The sequence below is a fragment of the Lelliottia sp. F153 genome, assembly GCF_002870005.1.
GTDB classification, from domain to species: Bacteria; Pseudomonadota; Gammaproteobacteria; order Enterobacterales; family Enterobacteriaceae; genus Enterobacter; species Enterobacter nimipressuralis.
Genome location: NZ_PKFT01000003.1, coordinates 444,367 through 465,482 on the forward strand (window position 1 = coordinate 444,367; position 21,116 = coordinate 465,482).

The 21,116-nt window shown below is 56.1% G+C and carries 16 protein-coding genes and 3 tRNA genes; 6 read left to right on the plus strand and 13 right to left on the minus strand.

All coding sequences use genetic code 11. The features are described 5' to 3' along the window. Nucleotides 1-2: 2 nt before the first annotated feature. The 8 genes from hflK to nnr form a co-directional block, all read right to left on the minus strand. The gene (gene hflK / locus F153LOC_RS11790) at nucleotides 3-1,265 is read right to left on the minus strand and encodes an FtsH protease activity modulator HflK (RefSeq protein WP_102104436.1); all 1,263 of its coding nucleotides are present in this window, start codon (nucleotides 1,263-1,265) and stop codon (nucleotides 3-5) included. Nucleotides 1,266-1,325: 60 nt separating this feature from the next. After that, complete coding sequence (hflX, locus tag F153LOC_RS11795) at nucleotides 1,326-2,606, minus strand: ribosome rescue GTPase HflX (protein ID WP_100777896.1); 1,281 nt, start codon at nucleotides 2,604-2,606, stop codon at nucleotides 1,326-1,328. A gap of 74 nt (nucleotides 2,607-2,680) precedes the next feature. Further along, a complete protein-coding gene (hfq, locus tag F153LOC_RS11800) occupies nucleotides 2,681-2,992 on the minus strand; it encodes an RNA chaperone Hfq (protein WP_006810391.1) in 312 nt (103 codons plus the stop codon). 85 nt (nucleotides 2,993-3,077) lie between these two features. Further along, nucleotides 3,078-4,028, minus strand: coding sequence for a tRNA (adenosine(37)-N6)-dimethylallyltransferase MiaA (gene miaA / locus F153LOC_RS11805; RefSeq protein ID WP_100777897.1), 951 nt, complete (start codon nucleotides 4,026-4,028; stop codon nucleotides 3,078-3,080). Next, nucleotides 4,021-5,862: a DNA mismatch repair endonuclease MutL gene (gene mutL, locus F153LOC_RS11810; RefSeq protein WP_102104435.1), complete on the minus strand. Its 1,842-nt coding sequence runs from the start codon at nucleotides 5,860-5,862 to the stop codon at nucleotides 4,021-4,023. Before mutL ends, miaA begins: the two co-directional genes overlap by 8 nt. Nucleotides 5,863-5,871: 9 nt before the next feature. Then, nucleotides 5,872-7,215, minus strand: coding sequence for an N-acetylmuramoyl-L-alanine amidase AmiB (amiB, locus tag F153LOC_RS11815; RefSeq protein WP_100777898.1), 1,344 nt, complete (start codon nucleotides 7,213-7,215; stop codon nucleotides 5,872-5,874). Nucleotides 7,216-7,231: 16 nt separating this feature from the next. Beyond that, entirely contained in the window at nucleotides 7,232-7,693 is a 462-nt protein-coding gene (tsaE, locus tag F153LOC_RS11820) for a tRNA (adenosine(37)-N6)-threonylcarbamoyltransferase complex ATPase subunit type 1 TsaE (RefSeq protein ID WP_100777899.1), read from the minus strand. Then, nucleotides 7,686-9,212 (minus strand): bifunctional ADP-dependent NAD(P)H-hydrate dehydratase/NAD(P)H-hydrate epimerase, encoded by a 1,527-nt coding sequence (gene nnr / locus F153LOC_RS11825; RefSeq protein WP_102104434.1) that lies wholly within the window; start codon nucleotides 9,210-9,212, stop codon nucleotides 7,686-7,688. Before nnr ends, tsaE begins: the two co-directional genes overlap by 8 nt. Here nnr and queG point away from each other — a divergent pair. Then, nucleotides 9,211-10,350, plus strand: coding sequence for a tRNA epoxyqueuosine(34) reductase QueG (gene queG, locus F153LOC_RS11830; protein ID WP_102104433.1), 1,140 nt, complete (start codon nucleotides 9,211-9,213; stop codon nucleotides 10,348-10,350). The genes nnr and queG overlap by 2 nt on opposite strands. 270 nt (nucleotides 10,351-10,620) lie before the next feature. On the opposite strand, the gene F153LOC_RS11835 is transcribed toward queG, so the two are convergent. The 4 genes from F153LOC_RS11835 to orn form a co-directional block, all read right to left on the minus strand. After that, nucleotides 10,621-10,696, minus strand: a tRNA-Gly gene (locus tag F153LOC_RS11835). Between the two features lie 36 nt (nucleotides 10,697-10,732). Beyond that, nucleotides 10,733-10,808, minus strand: a tRNA-Gly gene (locus tag F153LOC_RS11840). Between the two features lie 37 nt (nucleotides 10,809-10,845). Then, nucleotides 10,846-10,921 (minus strand) — tRNA-Gly (locus F153LOC_RS11845). Between the two features lie 188 nt (nucleotides 10,922-11,109). Further along, the gene (gene orn, locus F153LOC_RS11850) at nucleotides 11,110-11,655 is read right to left on the minus strand and encodes an oligoribonuclease (protein WP_100777902.1); all 546 of its coding nucleotides are present in this window, start codon (nucleotides 11,653-11,655) and stop codon (nucleotides 11,110-11,112) included. A 107-nt stretch (nucleotides 11,656-11,762) separates the two neighbouring features. Between orn and rsgA the strand changes: the two genes are divergently transcribed. From rsgA to mscM, 3 genes are all read left to right on the plus strand, one after another. Continuing rightward, the gene (gene rsgA, locus F153LOC_RS11855) at nucleotides 11,763-12,815 is read left to right on the plus strand and encodes a small ribosomal subunit biogenesis GTPase RsgA (RefSeq protein ID WP_102104432.1); all 1,053 of its coding nucleotides are present in this window, start codon (nucleotides 11,763-11,765) and stop codon (nucleotides 12,813-12,815) included. A gap of 97 nt (nucleotides 12,816-12,912) precedes the next feature. After that, nucleotides 12,913-13,881, plus strand: coding sequence for an archaetidylserine decarboxylase (gene asd, locus F153LOC_RS11860; protein ID WP_102104431.1), 969 nt, complete (start codon nucleotides 12,913-12,915; stop codon nucleotides 13,879-13,881). A gap of 17 nt (nucleotides 13,882-13,898) precedes the next feature. After that, nucleotides 13,899-17,210: a miniconductance mechanosensitive channel MscM gene (gene mscM, locus F153LOC_RS11865; protein ID WP_102104430.1), complete on the plus strand. Its 3,312-nt coding sequence runs from the start codon at nucleotides 13,899-13,901 to the stop codon at nucleotides 17,208-17,210. Between the two features lie 93 nt (nucleotides 17,211-17,303). On the opposite strand, the gene epmA is transcribed toward mscM, so the two are convergent. Further along, nucleotides 17,304-18,281 (minus strand): elongation factor P--(R)-beta-lysine ligase, encoded by a 978-nt coding sequence (epmA, locus tag F153LOC_RS11870; protein ID WP_100777906.1) that lies wholly within the window; start codon nucleotides 18,279-18,281, stop codon nucleotides 17,304-17,306. 308 nt (nucleotides 18,282-18,589) lie between these two features. On the opposite strand from epmA, the gene frdA reads away from it, so the two are divergent. Continuing rightward, a complete protein-coding gene (gene frdA / locus F153LOC_RS11875; RefSeq protein ID WP_102104429.1) occupies nucleotides 18,590-20,380 on the plus strand; it encodes a fumarate reductase (quinol) flavoprotein subunit in 1,791 nt (596 codons plus the stop codon). Next, nucleotides 20,373-21,107 carry a succinate dehydrogenase/fumarate reductase iron-sulfur subunit gene (locus tag F153LOC_RS11880; protein WP_100777908.1) on the plus strand — a complete coding sequence of 245 codons (735 nt, stop codon included), beginning with the start codon at nucleotides 20,373-20,375 and terminating at the stop codon, nucleotides 21,105-21,107. The genes frdA and F153LOC_RS11880 overlap by 8 nt, the downstream gene beginning before the upstream one ends. The last annotated feature ends 9 nt before the right edge of the window (nucleotides 21,108-21,116 follow it).

Here is a 21,116-nt window from a genome sequence, read left to right on the forward strand (position 1 = left end):
CGTTATTCCCCCTGACGCTGGCTGTCGTTACGCTGTGCGTTGGCACGGCGTTGGTCCATGATGTCACCATCGCTTGAAGAAGACGTGGTATTGGCGCTGGAATTGCTGCTGGATGCCGGAGGCAGACGCAGCAGATTGTTTGCTCCGCTGTTATCCTGCTTTGCCGCAGGCGCATTACCGCCTTTCAGCATCTGGTCCAGCGGTAGCACCATCAGGTTGCCACCTTTGTTGTCGTTCACCAGTACTTTACGGGTGTGGCTCAACACTTTCTCCATGGTCTCGATATACAGACGCTCACGGGTAATTTCCGGGGCAGCTTTATATTCCGGCAGGAGCTTCGCGAAGCGAGCCACTTCACCCTGGGCTTCCAGGATGGTCTGAGTCTTATACGCACGCGCCTCTTCGAGGATACGCTGCGCCTGACCGTTAGCACGAGGCTGAACTTCGTTGGTGTAAGCTTCAGCTTCACGGATGTATTGCTGTTCGTTTTCACGCGCGGCAATTGCATCATCGAAGGCGGCTTTGACCTCTTCCGGCGGACGAGCGGCCTGGAAGTTGACGTCCAGCAGGGTGATACCCATGTTGTACGGACGGATGGTCTCTTCCAGCTCGCGCTGGGTATCGCTACGAATAACGGTACGACCTTCGGTCAGGATACGGTCCATGGTGTATTTACCGATCACGCCACGCAGGGCGCTGTCGGTAGCCTGACGCAGACTGTCGTCGGCGCTGGTCACACTGAACAGATAGTGCTGCGGATCGGTGACGCGGTACTGCACGTTCATCTCAACGCGCACCACGTTCTCGTCAGAGGTCAGCATCACGCCAGACGCCGCCAGTTCGCGTACCGATTCCACGTTTACCGCAGTCACGTTATCCACGAACGTTGGCTTCCAGTTCAGACCCGGCTCAACCAGATGGCTAAACTTACCGAAACGAGTGACCACACCGCGCTCAGCTTCTTTAATGGTGTAGAACCCGCTGGCAGCCCAAATGATGACCACGGCAGCAGCAAAAATGCTCACTACGCGGCCACCCATGTGCGGGCGCGGACCCTGAGTGGAATTTCCACCCGAGCCAGAACCTTTACCTGTACCGAAACCACCAAGCTTTTTGCTCAGCTTGCGAAAGATATCGTCCAGATCAGGAGGCCCCTGCTCGCGACCACCTTTGTTGCCATTTCCCCCAGAGTTGCCGCCTTGATTATTGCTGCTTCCCCACGGGTCGCGGTCTTGTCCGTTATTACCGGGCTGATTCCACGCCATGTATATGCTCCATATTTGTTATGCAAGGGCGAATTTTCAGGCTCGTGCACCTTTATCTGGTCAGACGACGTAGTCCACCAGCGTAGGTTCTTGTTTACAGAGGCGACGCCAGTCAACGATCGGCATACGCACCTGCATCCCCACGCTGCCGTCATCCTCCATCCACTCTTTTTCTATCGCCTGAAGCTGATAAAACCGGCTGCGCAGCCTGCCTTCCTGTGGCGGCAGACGCAGCGTGTGCTGAGCCACCTCACCAGAAAGACGTTCTGTCAAAGCCTGGAAAAGTAGTGGCACACCGACACCGGTCTGAGCAGAAAGCCAGACCCGAATCGGTTTGTTCTCTTCATCTCGGTCGATACGCGGCTCGAAATCGTCCAGCATATCGATTTTGTTCATCACCAGAAGCGTTGGGATCTCGTGCGCGTCGATCTCTTCGAGCACGGTATTCACCGCGTCGATGTTTTCCTGCACGCGAACATCCGCAGCGTCGATGATATGCAGCAGCAGCGTCGCCTGACGCGTCTCCTGCAATGTGGCTTTAAACGCAGCCACCAGATCGTGTGGCAAATGACGAATAAACCCTACGGTATCCGCCAGCACTGTTTCACCCACATCCGCAACGTCAATGCGACGCAGCGTCGGGTCAAGGGTCGCAAACAACTGGTCTGCGGCATAAACCTTAGCCTCAGTGATCTGGTTAAACAGGGTGGATTTACCGGCGTTGGTATACCCCACCAGCGACACCGTTGGGATGTCAGCTTTGGTTCGCGAACGACGTCCTTGCTCACGCTGTTTTTCAACTCTTGCCAGACGTGAGAGGATCTGGGTAATACGGCCGCGCAGCAATCGACGGTCGGTTTCGAGCTGGGTTTCACCCGGACCGCGTAAACCAATCCCGCCTTTTTGCCTTTCAAGGTGGGTCCAGCCGCGCACAAGACGCGTGGCCAGATGACGCAATTGCGCCAGCTCAACCTGCAATTTCCCCTCGTGGGTACGTGCACGTTGAGCAAAAATGTCTAAAATCAGTCCGGTACGGTCGATAACACGACATTCGCACAGGGCTTCCAGGTTACGCTCTTGAGCCGGAGATAGCGCATGGTCAAACAGCACGACGGACGCGCCGGTTGCTTTTACGGCTTCCGCAATTTCGACTGCTTTACCTTCACCAACAAAAAACTTTGGGTGCGGCGCTTTACGGCTACCGGTAATCACCTGTAATGCTTCGACACCGGCGGAAGAGACCAGAGCTTCAAACTCCTGGAGATCTTCCATATCTTTGTCTTGCGTAAAATAGATGTGTACCAGTACCGCATGCTCGCCGGCATCATAACGGTCAAACAAGCGTATTATCCTCAAAATAAATCAGCGGGGAACGCAGAAACCTGGCTCCCCGTGTGGAAAAACAGCCCGTTACCTTATTCGGTTTCTTCGCTGTCCTGCGCAGGAGCAGAAGAGCCCTGTGCGTTGCTGCCATGATGGTAGTTACTACCGGTGCCGCCGCCAGCGTTGTTGCTGTGATGAGATACTGGACGAGACGGAACAACAGTAGAGATAGCGTGCTTATAAACCATCTGGCTGACCGTGTTTTTCAACAGGATCACGAACTGATCGAAAGACTCAATCTGACCTTGCAGCTTAATACCATTCACCAAATAAATAGAAACTGGAACACGTTCACGACGCAATGCGTTCAGAAACGGATCTTGTAAAGATTGCCCCTTAGCCATTCTATCTTTTCCTTATATGCTTGTTATGTACTTAGAACCTTGCGATTCTGAAAAATTGCGCACGATACGACTTAATTGTACACATTCAGTCTGCGATAGCACCCACAACCTGTAAAACTTCATTGTACGCCTGGTCTGGTTTCTCACTGTCTAACCAGTGGATACCGTCCCAACCGCGCAACCAGGTTATCTGGCGTTTCGCTAACTGTCTGGTGGCGCAAACACCTCGATAAACCATTTCATCGTATGAGATCTCACCTTCAATGTATGACCACATCTGGCGGTATCCGACACAACGAATGGAAGGCATGTCCGTATGCAAATCTCCGCGAGCAAATAGCGCCCGCACTTCTGCTTCAAAACCTGAAGCTAACATCTGATGAAAACGCTGCTCAATTCGTTGATGGAGCAGTTCACGGCTCGCCGGGGCGATGGCGAACTGATGCACCTGATACGGCAGAGCCTCTCCTGACGTTTGCGTCAGTTCCGTTAAAGTTTTACCCGAAATGAAAAAAACTTCCAGTGCCCGGGAAAGCCTTTGCGGATCATTTGGATGAATCCGTGCTGCGGCAACCGGGTCAATTTCCTCCAGCTGCTTGTGCAACGCGCCCCATCCCTGCTCTGCCGCCTGCTGCTCAATTCTGGCTCTCACTTCAGGGTCTGCGGATGGCAAGGGTGATAACCCTTCCAGCAGCGCCTTGAAGTAGAGCATGGTCCCGCCAACTAACAACGGTATCCGGCCCGCTGCGGTGATCTCGGCCATTTGCGCCAGCGCATCGCGGCGGAAATCCGCTGCGGAGTACGCCTGCGACGGGTCGAGAATATCCAGCAGTCGGTGCGGTGCCGCGCGCAGTTCTTCTGCGTCTGGCTTCGCCGTGCCGATATCCATCCCTTGATAAATAAGGGCGGAATCGACGCTAATCAACTCTACTGGCAAAACTTTACGTAGCTCAATGGCTAACGCGGTTTTACCCGAGGCCGTTGGGCCCATTAAAAAAATCGCCTTTGGCAGGCTCGCCTTACTCACATCACTCATTTTTCAGGGCATTCATCGCCGAATCTAAATCAACACGTTGTAATAAACCACCCGGCGGTGCTTTGACCAAATGAGGGCAAAGACGTTCAACTTCGGCCAATACGGTAATGGCTTGCGCCATAGTCCACGGATGATGGTCACTCGCTAAATGACGGGCGATCCACTGCGCGGTATTGGTGGCATCAAAGGTCGTTTGCTGCGCCAGGTAGCCTATCAGTTCAGGAATCAAGTTTTGTAAATTTTGTTGGCGTAAGGGTAAAGGCACCGCGCGAATCGTCACATGATGCGCCTCTAACACAAATTCGATGCCCATTTCCGCCAACAGCGCTTTCGCACGGTTTAACAGGCCGGCTTCGTCCGCTGAAATTTTGAGCCGAACCGGAATCAACAGCGGCTGAGCACATGCCGCATTTGCCCCCGGCGTCAGCTGCGCCTGCTTCAGCCAGCGCTCCGCAACCGGTAACGCCAGCAGAGCCAGTTTCCCGTCACGCTCCATAAGCGCCATATCCGGCGCAACAATGGTTAACACCCGACCAAAACTTTGGCTGTGGCCTTCCAGCGCAGGGGCCGATGGCGCCACGGGCTCTTTGCGCTCTACGGCTGGAGTATCCAGCAATTTGCTATAAAGCGCACCCTGCTGCTTTTGATAACCCGGGGCATGAGGGTAATTCGCCCCGCTCGGGCGCGGCGCCGGGCTGGTCGGGGAATAGCGCGGGGTTTCGGGTTCACGGGCAACGGCGGGTTCTGCAAACTGGTTACGGCCAGCCGCCACGCGGTTTTCCGGGATCGGACGCGGCGCGACGCTCTCTTCTTCCAGCGGCAATACCGGTTCCGCCTGCTGCTGTAAAACGCTCAGCACGCCCTGATAGATAAAATCATGGACCAGACGCGACTGATGGAAACGCACTTCATGCTTGGCAGGATGCACGTTGACATCCACCTGATGCGGATCGATTTCAAGATAGAGAACAAACGCAGGCTGCTGATCCGCGCCGAGTTTATCTTCACAGGCCTGGCGGATCGCATGGTTGATCAGACGATCGCGCATCATGCGACCGTTGACGTAACAATACTGGATTTCCGCCAACGCCGCGTTCATGGATTTTGGATCGGCCACCCAGCCGCGCATCGCGAGATCGCCGTGCTGCCATTCAATTGCCAGCGCCTGTTCCAGGAAGCCGGTCCCGCAAATCGCTCCTAAGCGACGCTCTTTCTGCCCGCCTTCCGCAACGGCGCGATACTGGCGCATCACTTTGCCGTTGTGGCTCAGGTTGATCGTCACGTCAAAACGCGCCAGCGCGATGCGGCGAATGATTTCGTCGATGTGGCCGAATTCGGTTTTTTCGGTACGCATAAACTTGCGCCGCGCCGGGGTGTTGTAAAAGAGATCCAACACTTCCAGCGTGGTGCCCACCGGATGCGCGGCGGGTTTGACGGTCACGTCCATGTCGCGCCCTTCCGCGTATGCCTGCCAGGCTTCCTGCTGTTCGGCGGTGCGGGAGGTGAGCGTCAGACGCGAAACGGAGCTGATACTGGCCAGCGCTTCGCCGCGAAAACCGAGGCTGATAATGGCTTCCAGATCGTCGAGAGAGGCAATTTTACTGGTGGCGTGACGCGCCAGCGCCAGCGCCAGCTCGTCTTTTTTAATCCCACAGCCGTTGTCGCGAATGCGGATAAGTTTGGCGCCGCCGCGTTCAATATCAATATCGATGCGGGTGGCTCCCGCATCAAGACTGTTTTCAACCAGCTCTTTCACGACCGATGCAGGACGCTCCACCACCTCGCCGGCGGCGATTTGGTTCGCAAGCTGCGGCGGCAGAACCTGAATCGGCATGATCTCTCCTTAGTTGGTCGCGCTCATGTCGCCAGGCAGGGCGGCGCTGGCGGTTTGACCCGCGCCCCCTTGTGGCGCTGACTGGAGCGGATGCGCGGCAAAATAGTTGCGCAGACCGTTATAAATCGCATCGGCAATTTGCTGCTGATAGCTGTCGCTGCCCAGCAGGCGCTCTTCGCCGTTATTGGTGATAAAGCCGGTTTCGACCAGAATCGACGGGATATCCGGTGAGCGCAACACCCCTAAACTCGCATGCTCAGGACGGCGTTTATGAATCGCACCGACGCGCTGAAGCTGGCTAATCACGTTCGTCGCCACATCATACCCGACGCGCTGAGAATGGCCGAATTGTAAATCCAGTACCGCCTGGCTGAGGTACGGGTCGGACTGGCTGTTCGCCAGTACGTCACCTGCGCCGCCGAGCAGTTCAGACTGTTTCTCATGCTCCTCGAGCCAGTTCGCCATTTCGCTGTTCGCACGACGATTTGACAGCACCCACACCGATGCACCGGTCGCGCTGCGATTCGGCGCGGCATCCGCGTGAATCGACACCAGGAAGTTGGCGTTTTGCTTACGCGCCACGTCGGAACGCCCCATCACGGAGATAAAGTAGTCGCCGTCGCGGGTCATGACACCTTTAAACATCGGATCGTCATTCAGCAACGCCCGCAGCTTACGCGCAATCGAAATTGTGACGTTTTTCTCCTGCGTACCACCCGGCCCAATCGCGCCTGGGTCCTGACCGCCGTGACCGGCATCAATGGCAATGATCACTCTCTCATCGGACGACACCGCACGGGCGCGCGCCGCAGGACGTGTCACGGTATTGCTGCTGGTGACGCTGGTAAGACGATCGTTTTGCGCTTTGAACGGATTCCGCGCCGGTTCAGAAGGACGCGGCGCGACCACCGGCTGCTCTACACGTTGTGCCACGACGGGCGCTGGCGGCGGAGGGGGCGGCGGCGGAACATCGGCATTGATGGTAAAGACCACGGTGTAGTTGGCACCATTTTGCTGCTTCACCGCACGGGTTTTGCCGTTTTGCGTCAGATCCACCACCAGACGCAGGGACTGAGGATCTTTTGCATTGCCGGAGCGAATACTTTTCACCAGGTTATTCCCGCTAAACTGCAGCGGTAGCCCCTGGATCACGCCGGTCTGTTTGATATCCAGCGCAACGCTACGTTTATCGACCTGGGTAAAGGCGTAATCGGGATCGCCCATAAAACTGAAGGTGATACGCGCCTGCGCATCACCGTTGGACACCTGAATGTCCGATAAGCTCGCCGCACCGGCCTGCGCGCACAGCAGCACCGTGGCGGCCAACAACCAACCTTTAACGCGATTAATCATCCCGTTATCCCTTCATTCAGCTGGCTAAGCGAGCCAGCAAGGAACAGCCTGATGAGGAAACTGCACTGATGCGTGCCTCACGCCCTTGCGCCTGGTAATCTAAGTGAATTTCGACATCCGGGTCAGGCAACACACCCGCACCTTGTTGCGGCCACTCCACCAGGCAAATGGCATCGTTGGCGAAATAGTCACGGATACCCATAAATTCCAGCTCCTCTGGGTCCGCAAGACGGTAAAGATCAAAGTGATATACCATCAGATTGTCGAGCGTGTAGGGTTCGACCAAGGTATAGGTCGGGCTTTTTACATTCCCTTTGTGGCCTAGCGCCTGTAAAAAACCCCGGCTGAAGGTGGTTTTACCCGCGCCCAAATCACCGTACAGATAGATGACGGTGGCACCGTCACAGGCCAGTGCCAGGCGCTTGCCGAGATCCAAAGTTGCCTGCTCGTCGGGTAAAGCAATCACACGATTAGTCATTTTCTACGTCAATCACATCCGGGTTAACAACACGCCGCAGCGTGTCAAAAAGATCGGTGGCCAGCATGCCGCGCGTTCCGTACTGCGCCGCCACTCTGTCAGCGGCGGCACCGTGCGCCACGCAGCCTGCAATAGCTGCATCATAAGGGGTAAGTTTCTGTCCAAGCAACGCGCTGATAATGCCGGAGAGCACATCGCCCATTCCGCCACTTGCCATTCCCGCATTGCCCGCGTCGATAATGCCCAACGCGCCAGATTCACAGGCCACTATCGTGCCTGCCCCTTTCAGAACCGCAACACCCCCATAACGTTTTACCAGACGCTGCGCAGAAAGTAAGCGATCGCTTTCAATTTCTGCGACGCTGCAGTTAAGCAGCCGCGCGGCTTCGCCGGGGTGTGGCGTCAGGATGCGATTGTGACGTTTATCAGGATTGATTGCCAGAAGGTTCAGCGCGTCGGCATCCCACAGCATCGGTTTACGGCAATTCTCGACTTTCTGTAGCGCTTTTTTGCCCCACTCCTGTTGACCCAGCCCCGGGCCTATCGCCACCACGTCTGCCCAGGCCAGGCTCTCTTCGAGAGAGTGCGGCGTGAGTTCGCTGACCATCAGTTCAGGGCGAGCGGTAATTAACGGCGGAATGTTTTCGATGCGAGTGAGCACTCGCACCAGACCCGCGCCCGCCCGCAGAGCGGCCTCTCCGGTCATGCGAATCGCCCCTGCCGTGCCGTGATCGCCACCTATGACCACCAGTTTTCCGTGATCGCCTTTGTGGGACGTCGGACGGCGCGGCGGCAGCCACTGCGCAAGCTGGGAAGCATCAAAACGGGAAAGCGACGTCTCCTGGCCCGCAAGCCAGCTATCCAGGCCGAGCGCATGATGGTGAAGCGCCCCCACCACATCGCGCGCTTTGCCGGTCAACAATCCAGGTTTAAGGGCGATAAAGGTCACGGTAGCCATGGCGTGAATCACCGCGCCAGGCGTCGCGCCCGTTTGCGCCAGCAAGCCCGAAGGAATATCCAGTGCGATTACGGGAGCGGGATGGGTGTTGGCATGTTCAATCAGTGTCGCAACGTTGTCGCGCGGAGCCTGGCTCAGCCCGGTGCCGAGTAAACCATCAATAATCAGATCGATACCCTCTGGCCAGACGATATCCGCAGCATGGATCACGCCACCGGCGTTTAGCCAGGCGTCCCGGGCTTCGCTCGCTTCTTCTGGTAAAGGTTTGTCGCTCTCAAGTGCCAGCAGGGTTACATTCAGGCCAGCGGCGGCGGCCAGTCGGGCCACCACGTAGCCATCGCCGCCGTTATTGCCGTGCCCGCAAAGAATCAACCAATGAGTGGCGTGCGGATAGGTTTCACGCGCAATGCGAAACGCCGCTTCGCCCGCGCGAAGCATCAGCTCATACAGGGTAATGCCCAGGCTATCGGCCGCCTCTTTTTCAGCGCGTCGCAGGTCATCCGCAGGCCAAATGGAATGTGGTATACTTGCGGGGATTTTCTTCACCGTATGGTCCGTCATGTCACAGCCCCTCGATCTCAATCAATTAGCGCAAAACATTAAACAATGGGGCGCTGAGCTTGGCTTTCAGAAAGTCGGTATCACCGATACTGACCTTTCCGCGAGCGAGCCAAAACTGCAGGCCTGGCTGGACAAACAATACCACGGCGAAATGGAGTGGATGGCGCGTCACGGGATGATGCGCGCCCGGCCCCACGAGCTTTTACCGGGTACCCTGCGCGTCATTAGCGTTCGCATGAACTACCTCCCCGCTAACGCGGCGTTTGCCCGCACGCTGAAAGATCCCTCTCTGGGTTACGTCAGCCGATATGCGCTTGGGCGTGATTATCATAAGCTTCTGCGTAACCGCTTAAAAAAACTCGGGGAAACTATCCAGCAGCACTGCGGCTCGCTGAATTTTAGACCTTTTGTCGACTCTGCGCCTATTCTTGAGCGCCCTATCGCTGAAAAAGCCGGGCTTGGCTGGACAGGTAAGCACTCACTTATCCTCAGCCGCGACGCAGGCTCATTCTTCTTTCTCGGTGAATTGCTAATAGATTTGCCGCTGCCGGTCGACGGCCCGGTCGAAGAAGGGTGTGGTCGCTGCGTGGCGTGCATGACCATCTGCCCGACAGGAGCGATTGTCGAGCCTTACACCGTGGATGCACGCCGCTGCATCTCGTATCTCACCATCGAACTGGAAGGGGCGATCCCCGAAGAGTTCCGCCCGCTGATTGGCAATCGAATTTATGGCTGTGACGACTGTCAGCTCATCTGCCCCTGGAATCGCTACTCGCAGCTCACGGATGAAGACGATTTTAGTCCCCGCAAAGCGTTACATGCGCCGAAACTGACGGAGCTGTTTGCCTGGGACGAACCGTATTTCCTCAGGATCACCGAAGGTTCGGCGATTCGCCGTATCGGCCATCTGCGCTGGCTGAGAAATATTGCCGTTGCGCTGGGAAATGCTCCCTGGGACGAGGCCAATATTCAGGCGCTTGAAAAGCGCAGAGGTGAGCACCCACTTCTCGACGAACACATAGAATGGGCGATTGCGCAGCAAATTGAGAAGCGAAACGCCTGTGTAGTCGAGGTGCAATTACCTCAGAAAAAACGTCTGGTGAGAGTGATCGAAAAGGGGCTAGTTCGCGACGCCTGAACTATTCACAGCCTGTGAATAAAATCATGAAGTCAGCAACCATCGGGCTTTGCAGAGAGGTCAAGAGATCTCAATAACATTTTGAAATGATATTTTTAGCTTTATATTCAATTGGTTATGAATATACCGTTCACCCTGCGAAGGTTTTTGGTCTTTTAGCAAAATAGTGGGATCTGTGGATAACTCTGTTCACAAGAGTTTGTCAGAAACAAAAGAAAGCGTCCCCAACGAAGCACTTCGCTGTGGATAAACTGGGTATGAAGAAGAATTTGGAGCGGGAAACGAGACTCGAACTCGCGACCCCGACCTTGGCAAGGTCGTGCTCTACCAACTGAGCTATTCCCGCTTGGGTGGTGCGTGTCTTGCGACACTTTTCAAATTTTGGAGCGGGAAACGAGACTCGAACTCGCGACCCCGACCTTGGCAAGGTCGTGCTCTACCAACTGAGCTATTCCCGCTTGGGTGGTGCGTACATCTTGCGATACTTTTCAAATTTGGAGCGGGAAACGAGACTCGAACTCGCGACCCCGACCTTGGCAAGGTCGTGCTCTACCAACTGAGCTATTCCCGCAAAAATTTGTTGCTGTCGTAACGTGTAATTCTCTGTCGTTACGGGAGGCGCATTATACGAGAAATCCTTTTAGCTGCAACCCCCCTGAAAGCGATTTTTTTGAAATCCTGTTCAAGTGCCTAATTAATCGGCAAGCTGCACAATTTAACGGCAAAAACCCGGCTGCGCAAGCGCGCCGGGCAGCAAACTTACAACTTAATAAAGTTTTCGCGGTAATACGCCAGCTCAGCCACCGACTCACGAATATCGTCCATCGCCTGATGGGTGCCCTGCTTTTTAAAGCCATCCAGAATTTCCGGTTTCCAGCGACGCGCCAGCTCTTTCAGGGTGCTCACATCCAGATAGCGGTAATGGAAATAGGCTTCAAGCTCCGGCATGTACTTAAACAGGAAGCGGCGATCCTGCCCGATGCTGTTACCGCAGATCGGTGATTTACCGGCAGGCACCCACTGTTTCAGAAACTCAATGGTCGCCAGCTCCGCGTCGCGATCGCCCTGAGTGCTGGCTTTCACGCGCTCTACCAGCCCGCTGCCGGTATGGGTGCGCACGTTCCAGTCGTCCATCAGCGCCAGCTGTTCGTCAGACTGATGTACCGCAATGGTCGGGCCTTCCGCCAGAATGTTCAGGTTGGCATCGGTCACCAGCGTTGCGATCTCAATGATGCGATCGCGCTCGGGATCCAGACCGGTCATTTCAAGATCAATCCATATCAGGTTGTTTTCATCCGCGCTCATGTTATTTTCCACCCTTCTCGCATAACCGGCAGTAGCAGGTTAACTAGTATTAATTAGTGTGTATCATAGAGGTTTTGCCCGATACGGGCGACCAGGAGTCAGCACGATTGAGTAAAAATAAACTCTCCAAAGGGCAACAGCGCCGTGTGAGTGCCAACCATCAGCGCCGTCTTAAGACCACTTCGGAGAAACCCGATTACGACGACAACCTGTTTGGCGAAACAACCGAAGGCATGGTAATCAGCCGTTTCGGCATGCACGCCGATGTGGAAGCCGCCGACGGTAGCGTCCACCGCTGCAACATTCGTCGCACCATCCGTTCACTGGTGACCGGTGACCGCGTGGTATGGCGTCCAGGCAAAGCGGCGTCCGAAGGTGTCAACGTAAAAGGGATCGTCGAAGCGGTTCATGAGCGCACGTCCGTTCTGACACGCCCCGACTTCTACGACGGCGTCAAACCGATCGCTGCCAACATCAATCAGATCGTGATTGTATCGGCGATCTTGCCTGAGCTTTCGCTCAATATTATCGACCGCTATCTCGTGGCCTGCGAAACGCTGGACGTTGAGCCGCTGATCGTGCTCAACAAAATCGATCTGCTGGATGACGAGGGTATGGCATTTGTGAACGAGCAAATGGACATCTACCGTGATATTGGCTATCGCGTGTTGATGGTCTCCAGCCACAAGAAAGATGGCCTGAAACCGCTTGAAGAGGCGCTCACCGACCGCATCAGCATCTTTGCGGGCCAGTCTGGCGTGGGGAAATCCAGCCTGTTAAACAATCTTCTGGGGCTGCAGGAAGAGATCTTGACCAACGATGTGTCCGACAACTCCGGGCTGGGTCAGCACACCACCACGGCCTCGCGCCTGTACCACTTCCCACACGGCGGCGATGTCATTGACTCCCCAGGGGTGCGTGAATTTGGTTTGTGGCACCTTGAGCCGGAACAAATCTTCAATGGATTTGTCGAATTCCATGACTATTTAGGCGCTTGCAAATACCGCGACTGTAAACACGACAACGACCCTGGCTGCGCCATTCGTGAAGCGGTTGAAAACGGGAAAATTGCCGAAACCCGTTTCTACAACTATCACCGCATCCTCGAAAGCATGGACCAGGTAAAAACGCGTAAAAACTTTTCTGATTCTGATAACTGACAACTAAGCTAAGCGTCGCTAAAATCGTCCCCTTTTTTCAGGTTCCGGCGCTGTGAAGCCGGATCAGGAACGACAAAACAATGGCCTGGAGGCTACCTTGTTAAACTCATTCAAACTTTCGCTTCAATACATTCTGCCTAAACTATGGCTCACCCGCCTGGCGGGCTGGGGCGCGAGCAAACGAGCGGGCTGGCTGACTAAGCTGGTTATCGATCTGTTCGTTAAATACTACAAGGTCGACATGAAAGAGGCGCAGAAGCCGGACACCGCCAGCTACCGCACCTTTAACGATTTCTTTGTCCGCCCATTGCGTGATGACGTTCGTCCGCTGAACACCGACCCGAATGTGCTGGTGATGCCGGCAGACGGCGTGATAAGCCAGCTTGGCAAAATCGAAGAAGACAAAATCCTGCAGGCCAAAGGCCACGACTACAGCATGGAAGCCCTGCTGGCAGGTAACTACCTGATGGCAGACCTGTTCCGCAACGGCTCATTTGTCACCACCTACCTCTCGCCGCGCGACTATCACCGCGTACACATGCCGTGCAACGGTATCCTGCGTGAGATGATTTACGTGCCGGGCGATCTGTTCTCCGTGAACCATTTGACGGCGCAAAACGTCCCGAACCTGTTCGCCCGTAACGAGCGCGTCATCTGCCTGTTTGATACTGAATTTGGTCCAATGGCGCAGATTCTGGTGGGTGCTACCATTGTTGGCAGCATCGAAACCGTCTGGGCTGGCACCATCACGCCGCCACGCGAAGGTGTAATCAAACGCTGGACATGGCCGGCTGGCGAAAACGAAGGCTCTATTGCCCTGCTGAAAGGCCAGGAGATGGGTCGCTTCAAACTGGGTTCTACCGTGATCAACCTGTTCGCGCCGGGTAAAGTGAATCTGGTGGATTCTCTGCAAAGCCTGTCCGTGACTAAAATTGGTCAGCCGCTGGCTATCTCGACGGAAACCTTCGTGACACCAGAAGTCGAGCCAGCGCCACTGGCAGAAGAAGAGATTAAAGCCGAACACGACGCCAGTCCGCTGGTTGACGACAAGAACGACCAAGGCTAACCAAAGGGGTTACTGAAGTGCGCCCGATTATCATTTTTCTGATGGCCTGGTGCCTCAGTACAGGGGCGTACGCAGCGACAGCCCCTGATGCCAAACAGATCTCTCAAGAACTGGAGCAGGCAAAGGCGGCCAAACCCGCCCAGCCGGAAGCCGTTGAGCAGCTCCAGGCCGCGCTGAACGCGCTTGAGGAACGTAAAGGTTCCCTCGAGCGCGCAGAGCAATATCAGCAGGTTATCGATAACTTTCCCAAACTCTCCCAAACGCTCCGCTCGCAGCTGAATAATTTACGCGATGAGCCGCGTAACGTTCCCTCGGGCATGACGACGGACGCCCTGAATCAGGAAATCCTGCAGGTCAGCAGCCAGCTGCTGGAGAAAAGCCGTCAGGCGCAGCAGGAGCAAGAACGGGCGCGTGAAATCGCAGATTCGCTCAGCCAACTGCCCCAACAGCAAACCGATGCTCGCCGCCAGCTGAACGAAGTCGAGCGTCGTATCGGCACCCAGCCCGGTAATAATCCGCAAAATCTCAGCCTGCAGGCCGAATCGGCCAAACTGAAAGCCCTGGTCGATGAGCTTGAGCTGGCCCAGTTGTCTGCCAATAACCGTCAGGAACTGGCGCGAATGCGTTCCGAACTGGCACAGAAACAGGGCCAGCAGCTCGATACCTATCTGCAAGCCCTGCGAAATCAGCTTAACAGCCAGCGTCAGCGCGAGGCAGAACGCGCGCTGGAGAGCACCGAACTGCTGGCAGAAAACAGCGAAAATCTCCCGGCGGGGATCGTGGCGCAGTTCAAGATTAACCGCGAGCTGTCCGCTGCCCTGAACCAGCAGGCCCAGCGGATGGATCTGGTGGCCTCGCAGCAGCGCCAGGCGACCAATCAAACCTTACAGGTGCGTCAGGCGCTGAACACCCTGCGCGAACAGTCCCAGTGGCTGGGCTCATCGAATTTGCTGGGCGAAGCCTTACGCGCTCAGGTAGCGCGTCTGCCGGAGATGCCTAAGCCGCAGCAGTTGGACACGGAAATGGCGCAGCTGCGCGTCCAGCGTTTGCGTTATGAAGATCTTCTCAACAAACAGTCTCAAGTCCGTCAGCAGCATCAGGCCGATGGCGAGCCGTTGACCAGCGAAGAGAATCGCATTCTCGACGCTCAGCTGCGCACTCAGCGCGAATTGCTGAACTCTCTGCTGCAGGGCGGCGACACGCTGATTCTGGAACTGACCAAGCTGAAAGTCTCCAACAGCCAGCTGGAAGACGCGCTGAAAGAGGTGAACGAAGCCACGCACCGCTATCTGTTCTGGACCTCTGACGTGCGCCCGATGAGCATCTCCTGGCCGATTGACCTTGTGCAAGACCTGCGCCGCCTGATTTCGCTGGATACTTTTGGTCAGTTGGGCAAAGCGGGCGTGATGATCCTCACCAGCAAAGAGACGATTTTCCCGCTGCTCGGCGCGCTGATTCTGGTTGGTTTTAGCATTTACTCGCGCAGGCACTTCACCCGTTTCCTGGAGCGTTCCAGCGCCCGGGTGGGGAAAGTGACGCAGGACCACTTCTGGCTCACGCTGCGCACCGTGTTTTGGTCGATTCTGGTGGCGTCCCCGCTGCCGGTGCTGTGGATGACGCTGGGCTATGGCCTGCGAGAAGCCTGGCCGTATCCGCTCGCCGTAGCGATTGGCGATGGCGTGACGGCCACGGTGCCGTTGCTGTGGGTGGTGATGATTTGCGCGACCTTTGCCCGGCCAAACGGGCTGTTTATCGCCCACTTCGCCTGGCCACGCCAGCGCGTGACGCGGGCGATGCGCTATTACCTGATGAGTATCGGGCTTATCGTGCCGCTGATTATGGCGCTCATTATGTTCGATAATCTCAACGACCGTGAGTTTTCCGGCTCCCTCGGACGTCTGTGCTTTATGCTGATCTGCGGCGCGCTGGCGATGGTAACCCTGAGCCTGAAACGAGCCGGAATTCCGCTGTATGTCGACAAAACCGGCAGCGGCGAAAACATGGTGAACCGCATGCTGTGGAACCTGCTGCTCAGCGCTCCGCTGGCGGCGATTCTTGCCGCTGCAGTCGGGTATCTGGCAACCGCCCAGGCTCTGCTTGCCCGTCTGGAAACGTCGGTGGCGATCTGGTTCCTGCTGCTGGTCGTGTATCACATTATCCGCCGCTGGATGCTGATTCAGCGTCGCCGTCTGGCATTTGACCGCGCCAAACATCGTCGCGCCGAAATCCTCGCCCAACGTGCGCGTGGCGAAGACGATCCGCACAGCACCAGCAGCACTGAAGGCACAACGGAAGTGGACGAAGTTGAACTGGATCTGGATGCCATCAGTACCCAGTCCCTGCGCCTGGTGCGCTCCATCCTGATGCTCATCGCGCTGCTGTCGGTGATCGTACTGTGGTCGGAGATCCACTCGGCGTTTGGCTTCCTTGAGAACATCTCTCTGTGGGATGCCACATCTACGGTGCAGGGCGTCGAAAGCCTTGAGCCAATTACGCTGGGTGCGGTGTTGATTGCGATTCTGGTGCTGATCATTACCACCCAACTGGTGCGTAACTTCCCTGCTCTGCTGGAGCTGGCGCTGTTACAGCATCTGGATCTCACCCCCGGCACCGGATATGCCATCACTACGATTACCAAATACCTGATTCTGCTGTTTGGCGGGCTGGTCGGCTTCTCGATGATTGGGATTGAGTGGTCCAAACTGCAATGGCTGGTCGCGGCACTGGGTGTCGGTCTGGGCTTTGGTTTGCAGGAGATCTTCGCCAACTTCATCTCCGGCCTGATCATCCTGTTCGAAAAACCCATCCGCATTGGCGATACCGTGACGATCCGCGATCTGACCGGCAGCATCACCAAGATCAACACCCGTGCAACTACCATCAGCGACTGGGATCGCAAAGAGATCATCGTGCCGAACAAGGCGTTTATCACCGAGCAGTTTATCAACTGGTCGCTGTCCGACTCCGTGACGCGCGTGGTGCTGACCGTTCCCGCGCCATCAGATGCTAACAGCGAAGAGGTGACACAAATTCTGTACACCGCTGCCGAGCGCTGTTCGCTGGTGATCGATAACCCGGCACCGGAAGTGTTCCTGGTCGATTTGCAGCAGGGGATTCAGATTTTCGAACTGCGTATCTACGCCGCCGAGATGGGCCACCGTATGCCGCTGCGTCATGAAATCCACCAGCTGATTCTGGCCGGGTTCCGCGAGCACGGTATTGATATGCCATTCCCACCGTTCCAGATGCGTCTGGAAACACTTGATGGGCGTAAAACGGGAAGAACGTTGACGTCTGCGGCGCGCAAGCGCCCGGCGGGAAGTTTGTAAGGTAAGTAGGGTCTGATGCACTCACCCGCCCTCTCCCTCAGGAGAAGGGCACACATAAAAAAACCCTCTCGAGAGAGGGTTTTTACTGCTTATCTAGGCGCGATCAACCGTAAACGCAATCACATCGCCTAATTGCTCGGCGCCGAGCGCCAGCATCACCAGACGATCCACGCCCAACGCTACGCCGGAGCAGTCCGGCAGACCGGCTTTTAATGCTTCCAGCAGATGGGTATCAATCGGCTGCTGCGGCAGGCCGCGCGCGGTACGCTTGCGGTTATCCTGTTCGAAGCGCTGCTGCTGTTCGCGGGCATCGGTCAGTTCGTGGAAACCATTCGCCAGTTCCATGCCTTTGTAATAGACCTCAAAACGCTCGGCAACGCGGTGATCTTCGGTGCTGATCTGCGCCAGCGACGCCTGACTTGCCGGGAAGTGATAGACAAAAGTCGGGCGGTCTTTACCAATCTGCGGCTCTACGCCAAAGGTGAACAGCAGTTGCAGCAAGGTATCGCGATCTTCTTCCGTATCCGCGACGTTGCTCAGATCCAGCTTTGCCGCCACTTCACGCAGCTGCGTTTTGTCCGCGGACAGCGGATCGATTTCCAGATGACGCTGGAAAGCCTGCTGATAAGAGAGCGTCTCAGCGCCGGCGCACTCCAGCACCTGTTGCAGCAGATCGTCCACTTCGTTCATCAGACGGTACATGTCGTAATGCGGGCGATACCACTCCAGCATGGTGAATTCTGGGTTGTGGTGACGCCCCATCTCTTCATTGCGGAAGCTGCGGCACAGCTGATACACCGGGCCACAGCCCGCCGCCAGCAGGCGCTTCATGTGATATTCCGGGCTGGTCATCAGGTACAGATTCATCCCCTGAGAGTGACCTGGACCGACAAAACGGGTTTCAAACGGGACCAGATGAATATCTGTTACCGTTGCCTGACTCATGCACGGCGTTTCCACCTCAAGTACACCACGGTCAGCAAAGAAGCGGCGAATTTCTGCCATAATTGCTGCACGTTTTAACAGGTTAGGGATGGTTGCGCTCGGCTGCCAGGTGGCCGTTTCGCTCATGGGAATTTTCTCCGGATTCAGACAAGGGCACGAAGTCTACTCGTTAGCGGGGAGAGAGACAAATTTTGCACAGTAAATTTTCTCGATTCAGCAATCCGCTAAATTCCGTGACGCAATCCATCAATTACGGTGATAAATCCCAGGACTTAACAGCAAAAAAATCGAACGCGTCAAATTTCCCCCACATCCATACGGTTATACTGTTTTACCCATAAAGGAGCAGTGGAAACGCATTCGCAACCGCCCTTGTGGCAAGTGGAACCTGTCAGGTCACACGTTGCGAAAAAACAAAAATCTGGAGGAATGTCGTGCAAACTTTTCAAGCCGATCTTGTCGTTATAGGTGCTGGCGGCGCAGGATTACGGGCTGCGATTGCTGCAGCACAAGCGAATCCAACCGCTAAAATCGCACTGATTTCAAAAGTCTATCCGATGCGCAGCCACACGGTTGCCGCAGAAGGAGGGTCCGCCGCCGTAGCGCAGGATCATGACAGCTTCGAATACCATTTCCACGACACGGTTGCAGGGGGCGACTGGCTTTGCGAACAGGACGTCGTTGACTACTTTGTCCATCACTGCCCGACGGAAATGACCCAGCTGGAGCAGTGGGGCTGCCCGTGGAGTCGCCGTCCGGACGGTAGCGTTAACGTGCGCCGCTTCGGCGGAATGAAAATCGAACGCACCTGGTTTGCCGCCGATAAAACCGGCTTCCACATGCTTCACACCCTGTTCCAGACCTCCCTTCAGTTCCCTCAAATTCAACGCTTCGACGAACACTTCGTCCTCGACATTCTGGTTGACGACGGGCATGCCCGTGGTCTGGTGGCGATGAACATGATGGAAGGCACGCTGATTCAGATTCGCGCCAATGCGGTAGTGATGGCGACGGGCGGTGCAGGCCGCGTCTATCGCTACAACACCAACGGCGGGATCGTCACCGGTGATGGCATGGGCATGGCGCTTAGCCACGGCATTCCGCTGCGCGACATGGAGTTCGTGCAGTACCACCCAACCGGTCTACCGGGTTCTGGCATTCTGATGACGGAAGGCTGCCGTGGTGAAGGCGGTATTCTGGTCAACAAAGATGGCTATCGCTATCTGCAGGATTACGGCATGGGCCCGGAAACGCCGCTCGGTGAGCCGAAAAACAAATACATGGAACTCGGTCCGCGCGACAAAGTTTCTCAGGCGTTCTGGCACGAATGGCGCAAAGGTAACACCATCTCCACGCCGCGCGGCGATGTGGTCTATCTCGACCTGCGCCATCTGGGCGAGAAGAAATTGCTGGAGCGTCTGCCGTTCATCTGCGAACTGGCGAAAGCCTACGTTGGCGTCGACCCGGTGAAAGAACCGATTCCAGTGCGTCCAACGGCGCACTACACCATGGGCGGTATCGAAACCGATCAGCAGTGCGAAACACGCATCAAAGGGCTGTTTGCCGTCGGGGAGTGCTCTTCCGTCGGCCTGCACGGTGCCAACCGCCTCGGCTCTAACTCGCTGGCAGAACTGGTGGTGTTTGGTCGTATGGCGGGTGAGCGTGCGATGGAGCGTGCTGCTTCCGCCGGTGAAGCCAACAGCGCTGCGCTGGACGCGCAGGTGGTGGATGTCGAAAAACGCCTGAAAGCGCTGGTTAACCAGGAAGGGACGGAAAACTGGGGGAAAATCCGCGACGAAATGGGACTCTCCATGGAAGAAGGCTGCGGCATCTACCGTACGCCGGAGCTGATGCAGAAAACCGTCGATAAGCTGGCGGAACTCCAGGATCGCTTCAAACGCGTGCGCATTACCGATACCTCCAGCGTGTTTAACACCGACCTGCTCTACACCATCGAACTGGGCCACGGCCTGAACGTTGCCGAATGTATGGCGCACTCCGCTCTGGCGCGTAAAGAGTCGCGCGGCGCGCATCAGCGTCTGGACGAAGGCTGTACCGAACGCGACGACGTGAATTTCCTCAAGCATACCCTCGCTTATCGCGACGCGGACGGTACCACTCGTCTGGATTACAGCGACGTGAAAATTACCACGCTGCCACCAGCAAAACGCGTGTATGGGGCAGAAGCGGAAGCAGCCGATAAGAAGGAGAAGGCGAATGGCTGAGATGCAGACGTTGAAAATTGAAGTGGTGCGCTACAACCCGGAAGTGGACGTCGCACCGCACAGCGCTTTCTACGACGTGCCTTTTGATGAGCAGACCTCCCTGCTGGATGCGCTCGGGTACATCAAAGATAACCTGGCACCCGACCTCAGCTATCGCTGGTCCTGCCGCATGGCTATCTGCGGCTCCTGCGGCATGATGGTCAACAAAGTGCCAAAACTGGCCTGTAAAACCTTCCTGCGCGAGTACACCAAGGGCATGAAGGTTGAAGCGCTGGGTAACTTCCCGATTGAACGCGATCTGGTGGTCGATATGACCCACTTTATCGAAAGTCTGGAAGCGATTAAGCCGTATATTATTGGCAACCCACGCACGCCGGATCAGGGTCCAAACACCCAAACCCCGGCGCAGATGGCGAAATACCATCAGTTCTCCGGCTGCATCAACTGCGGTCTGTGCTACGCCGCCTGCCCGCAGTTCGGCCTGAATCCGGAGTTTATCGGACCGGCCGCCATCACGCTGGCACACCGTTATAACGAAGACAGCCGCGACCACGGGAAGAAAGAACGTATGGCGCAGCTGAACAGCCAGAACGGCGTGTGGAGTTGCACTTTTGTGGGCTATTGCTCGGAAGTGTGTCCGAAGCATGTCGACCCGGCCGCCGCTATTCAGCAGGGTAAAGTGGAAAGCTCGAAAGACTTTCTTATCGCCACCCTGAAACCACGCTAAGGAGTGCAT

What these genes read in the sequence shown, in the direction of transcription:
- orn (WP_100777902.1), bottom strand. Translation starts at nt 11,655, where the DNA reads ATGAGCGCGGATGAAAACAACCTGATATGGATTGATCTTGAAATGACC.
- tsaE (WP_100777899.1), bottom strand. Translation starts at nt 7,693, where the DNA reads ATGACTAATCGTGTGATTGCTTTACCCGACGAGCAGGCAACTTTGGAT.
- miaA (WP_100777897.1), bottom strand. Translation starts at nt 4,028, where the DNA reads ATGAGTGATGTGAGTAAGGCGAGCCTGCCAAAGGCGATTTTTTTAATG.
- amiB (WP_100777898.1), bottom strand. Translation starts at nt 7,215, where the DNA reads ATGATTAATCGCGTTAAAGGTTGGTTGTTGGCCGCCACGGTGCTGCTG.
- hflK (WP_102104436.1), bottom strand. Translation starts at nt 1,265, where the DNA reads ATGGCGTGGAATCAGCCCGGTAATAACGGACAAGACCGCGACCCGTGG.
- nnr (WP_102104434.1), bottom strand. Translation starts at nt 9,212, where the DNA reads ATGACGGACCATACGGTGAAGAAAATCCCCGCAAGTATACCACATTCC.
- F153LOC_RS11880 (WP_100777908.1), top strand. Translation starts at nt 20,373, where the DNA reads ATGGCTGAGATGCAGACGTTGAAAATTGAAGTGGTGCGCTACAACCCG.
- epmA (WP_100777906.1), bottom strand. Translation starts at nt 18,281, where the DNA reads ATGAGCGAAACGGCCACCTGGCAGCCGAGCGCAACCATCCCTAACCTG.
- queG (WP_102104433.1), top strand. Translation starts at nt 9,211, where the DNA reads ATGTCACAGCCCCTCGATCTCAATCAATTAGCGCAAAACATTAAACAA.
- mutL (WP_102104435.1), bottom strand. Translation starts at nt 5,862, where the DNA reads ATGCCGATTCAGGTTCTGCCGCCGCAGCTTGCGAACCAAATCGCCGCC.
- hfq (WP_006810391.1), bottom strand. Translation starts at nt 2,992, where the DNA reads ATGGCTAAGGGGCAATCTTTACAAGATCCGTTTCTGAACGCATTGCGT.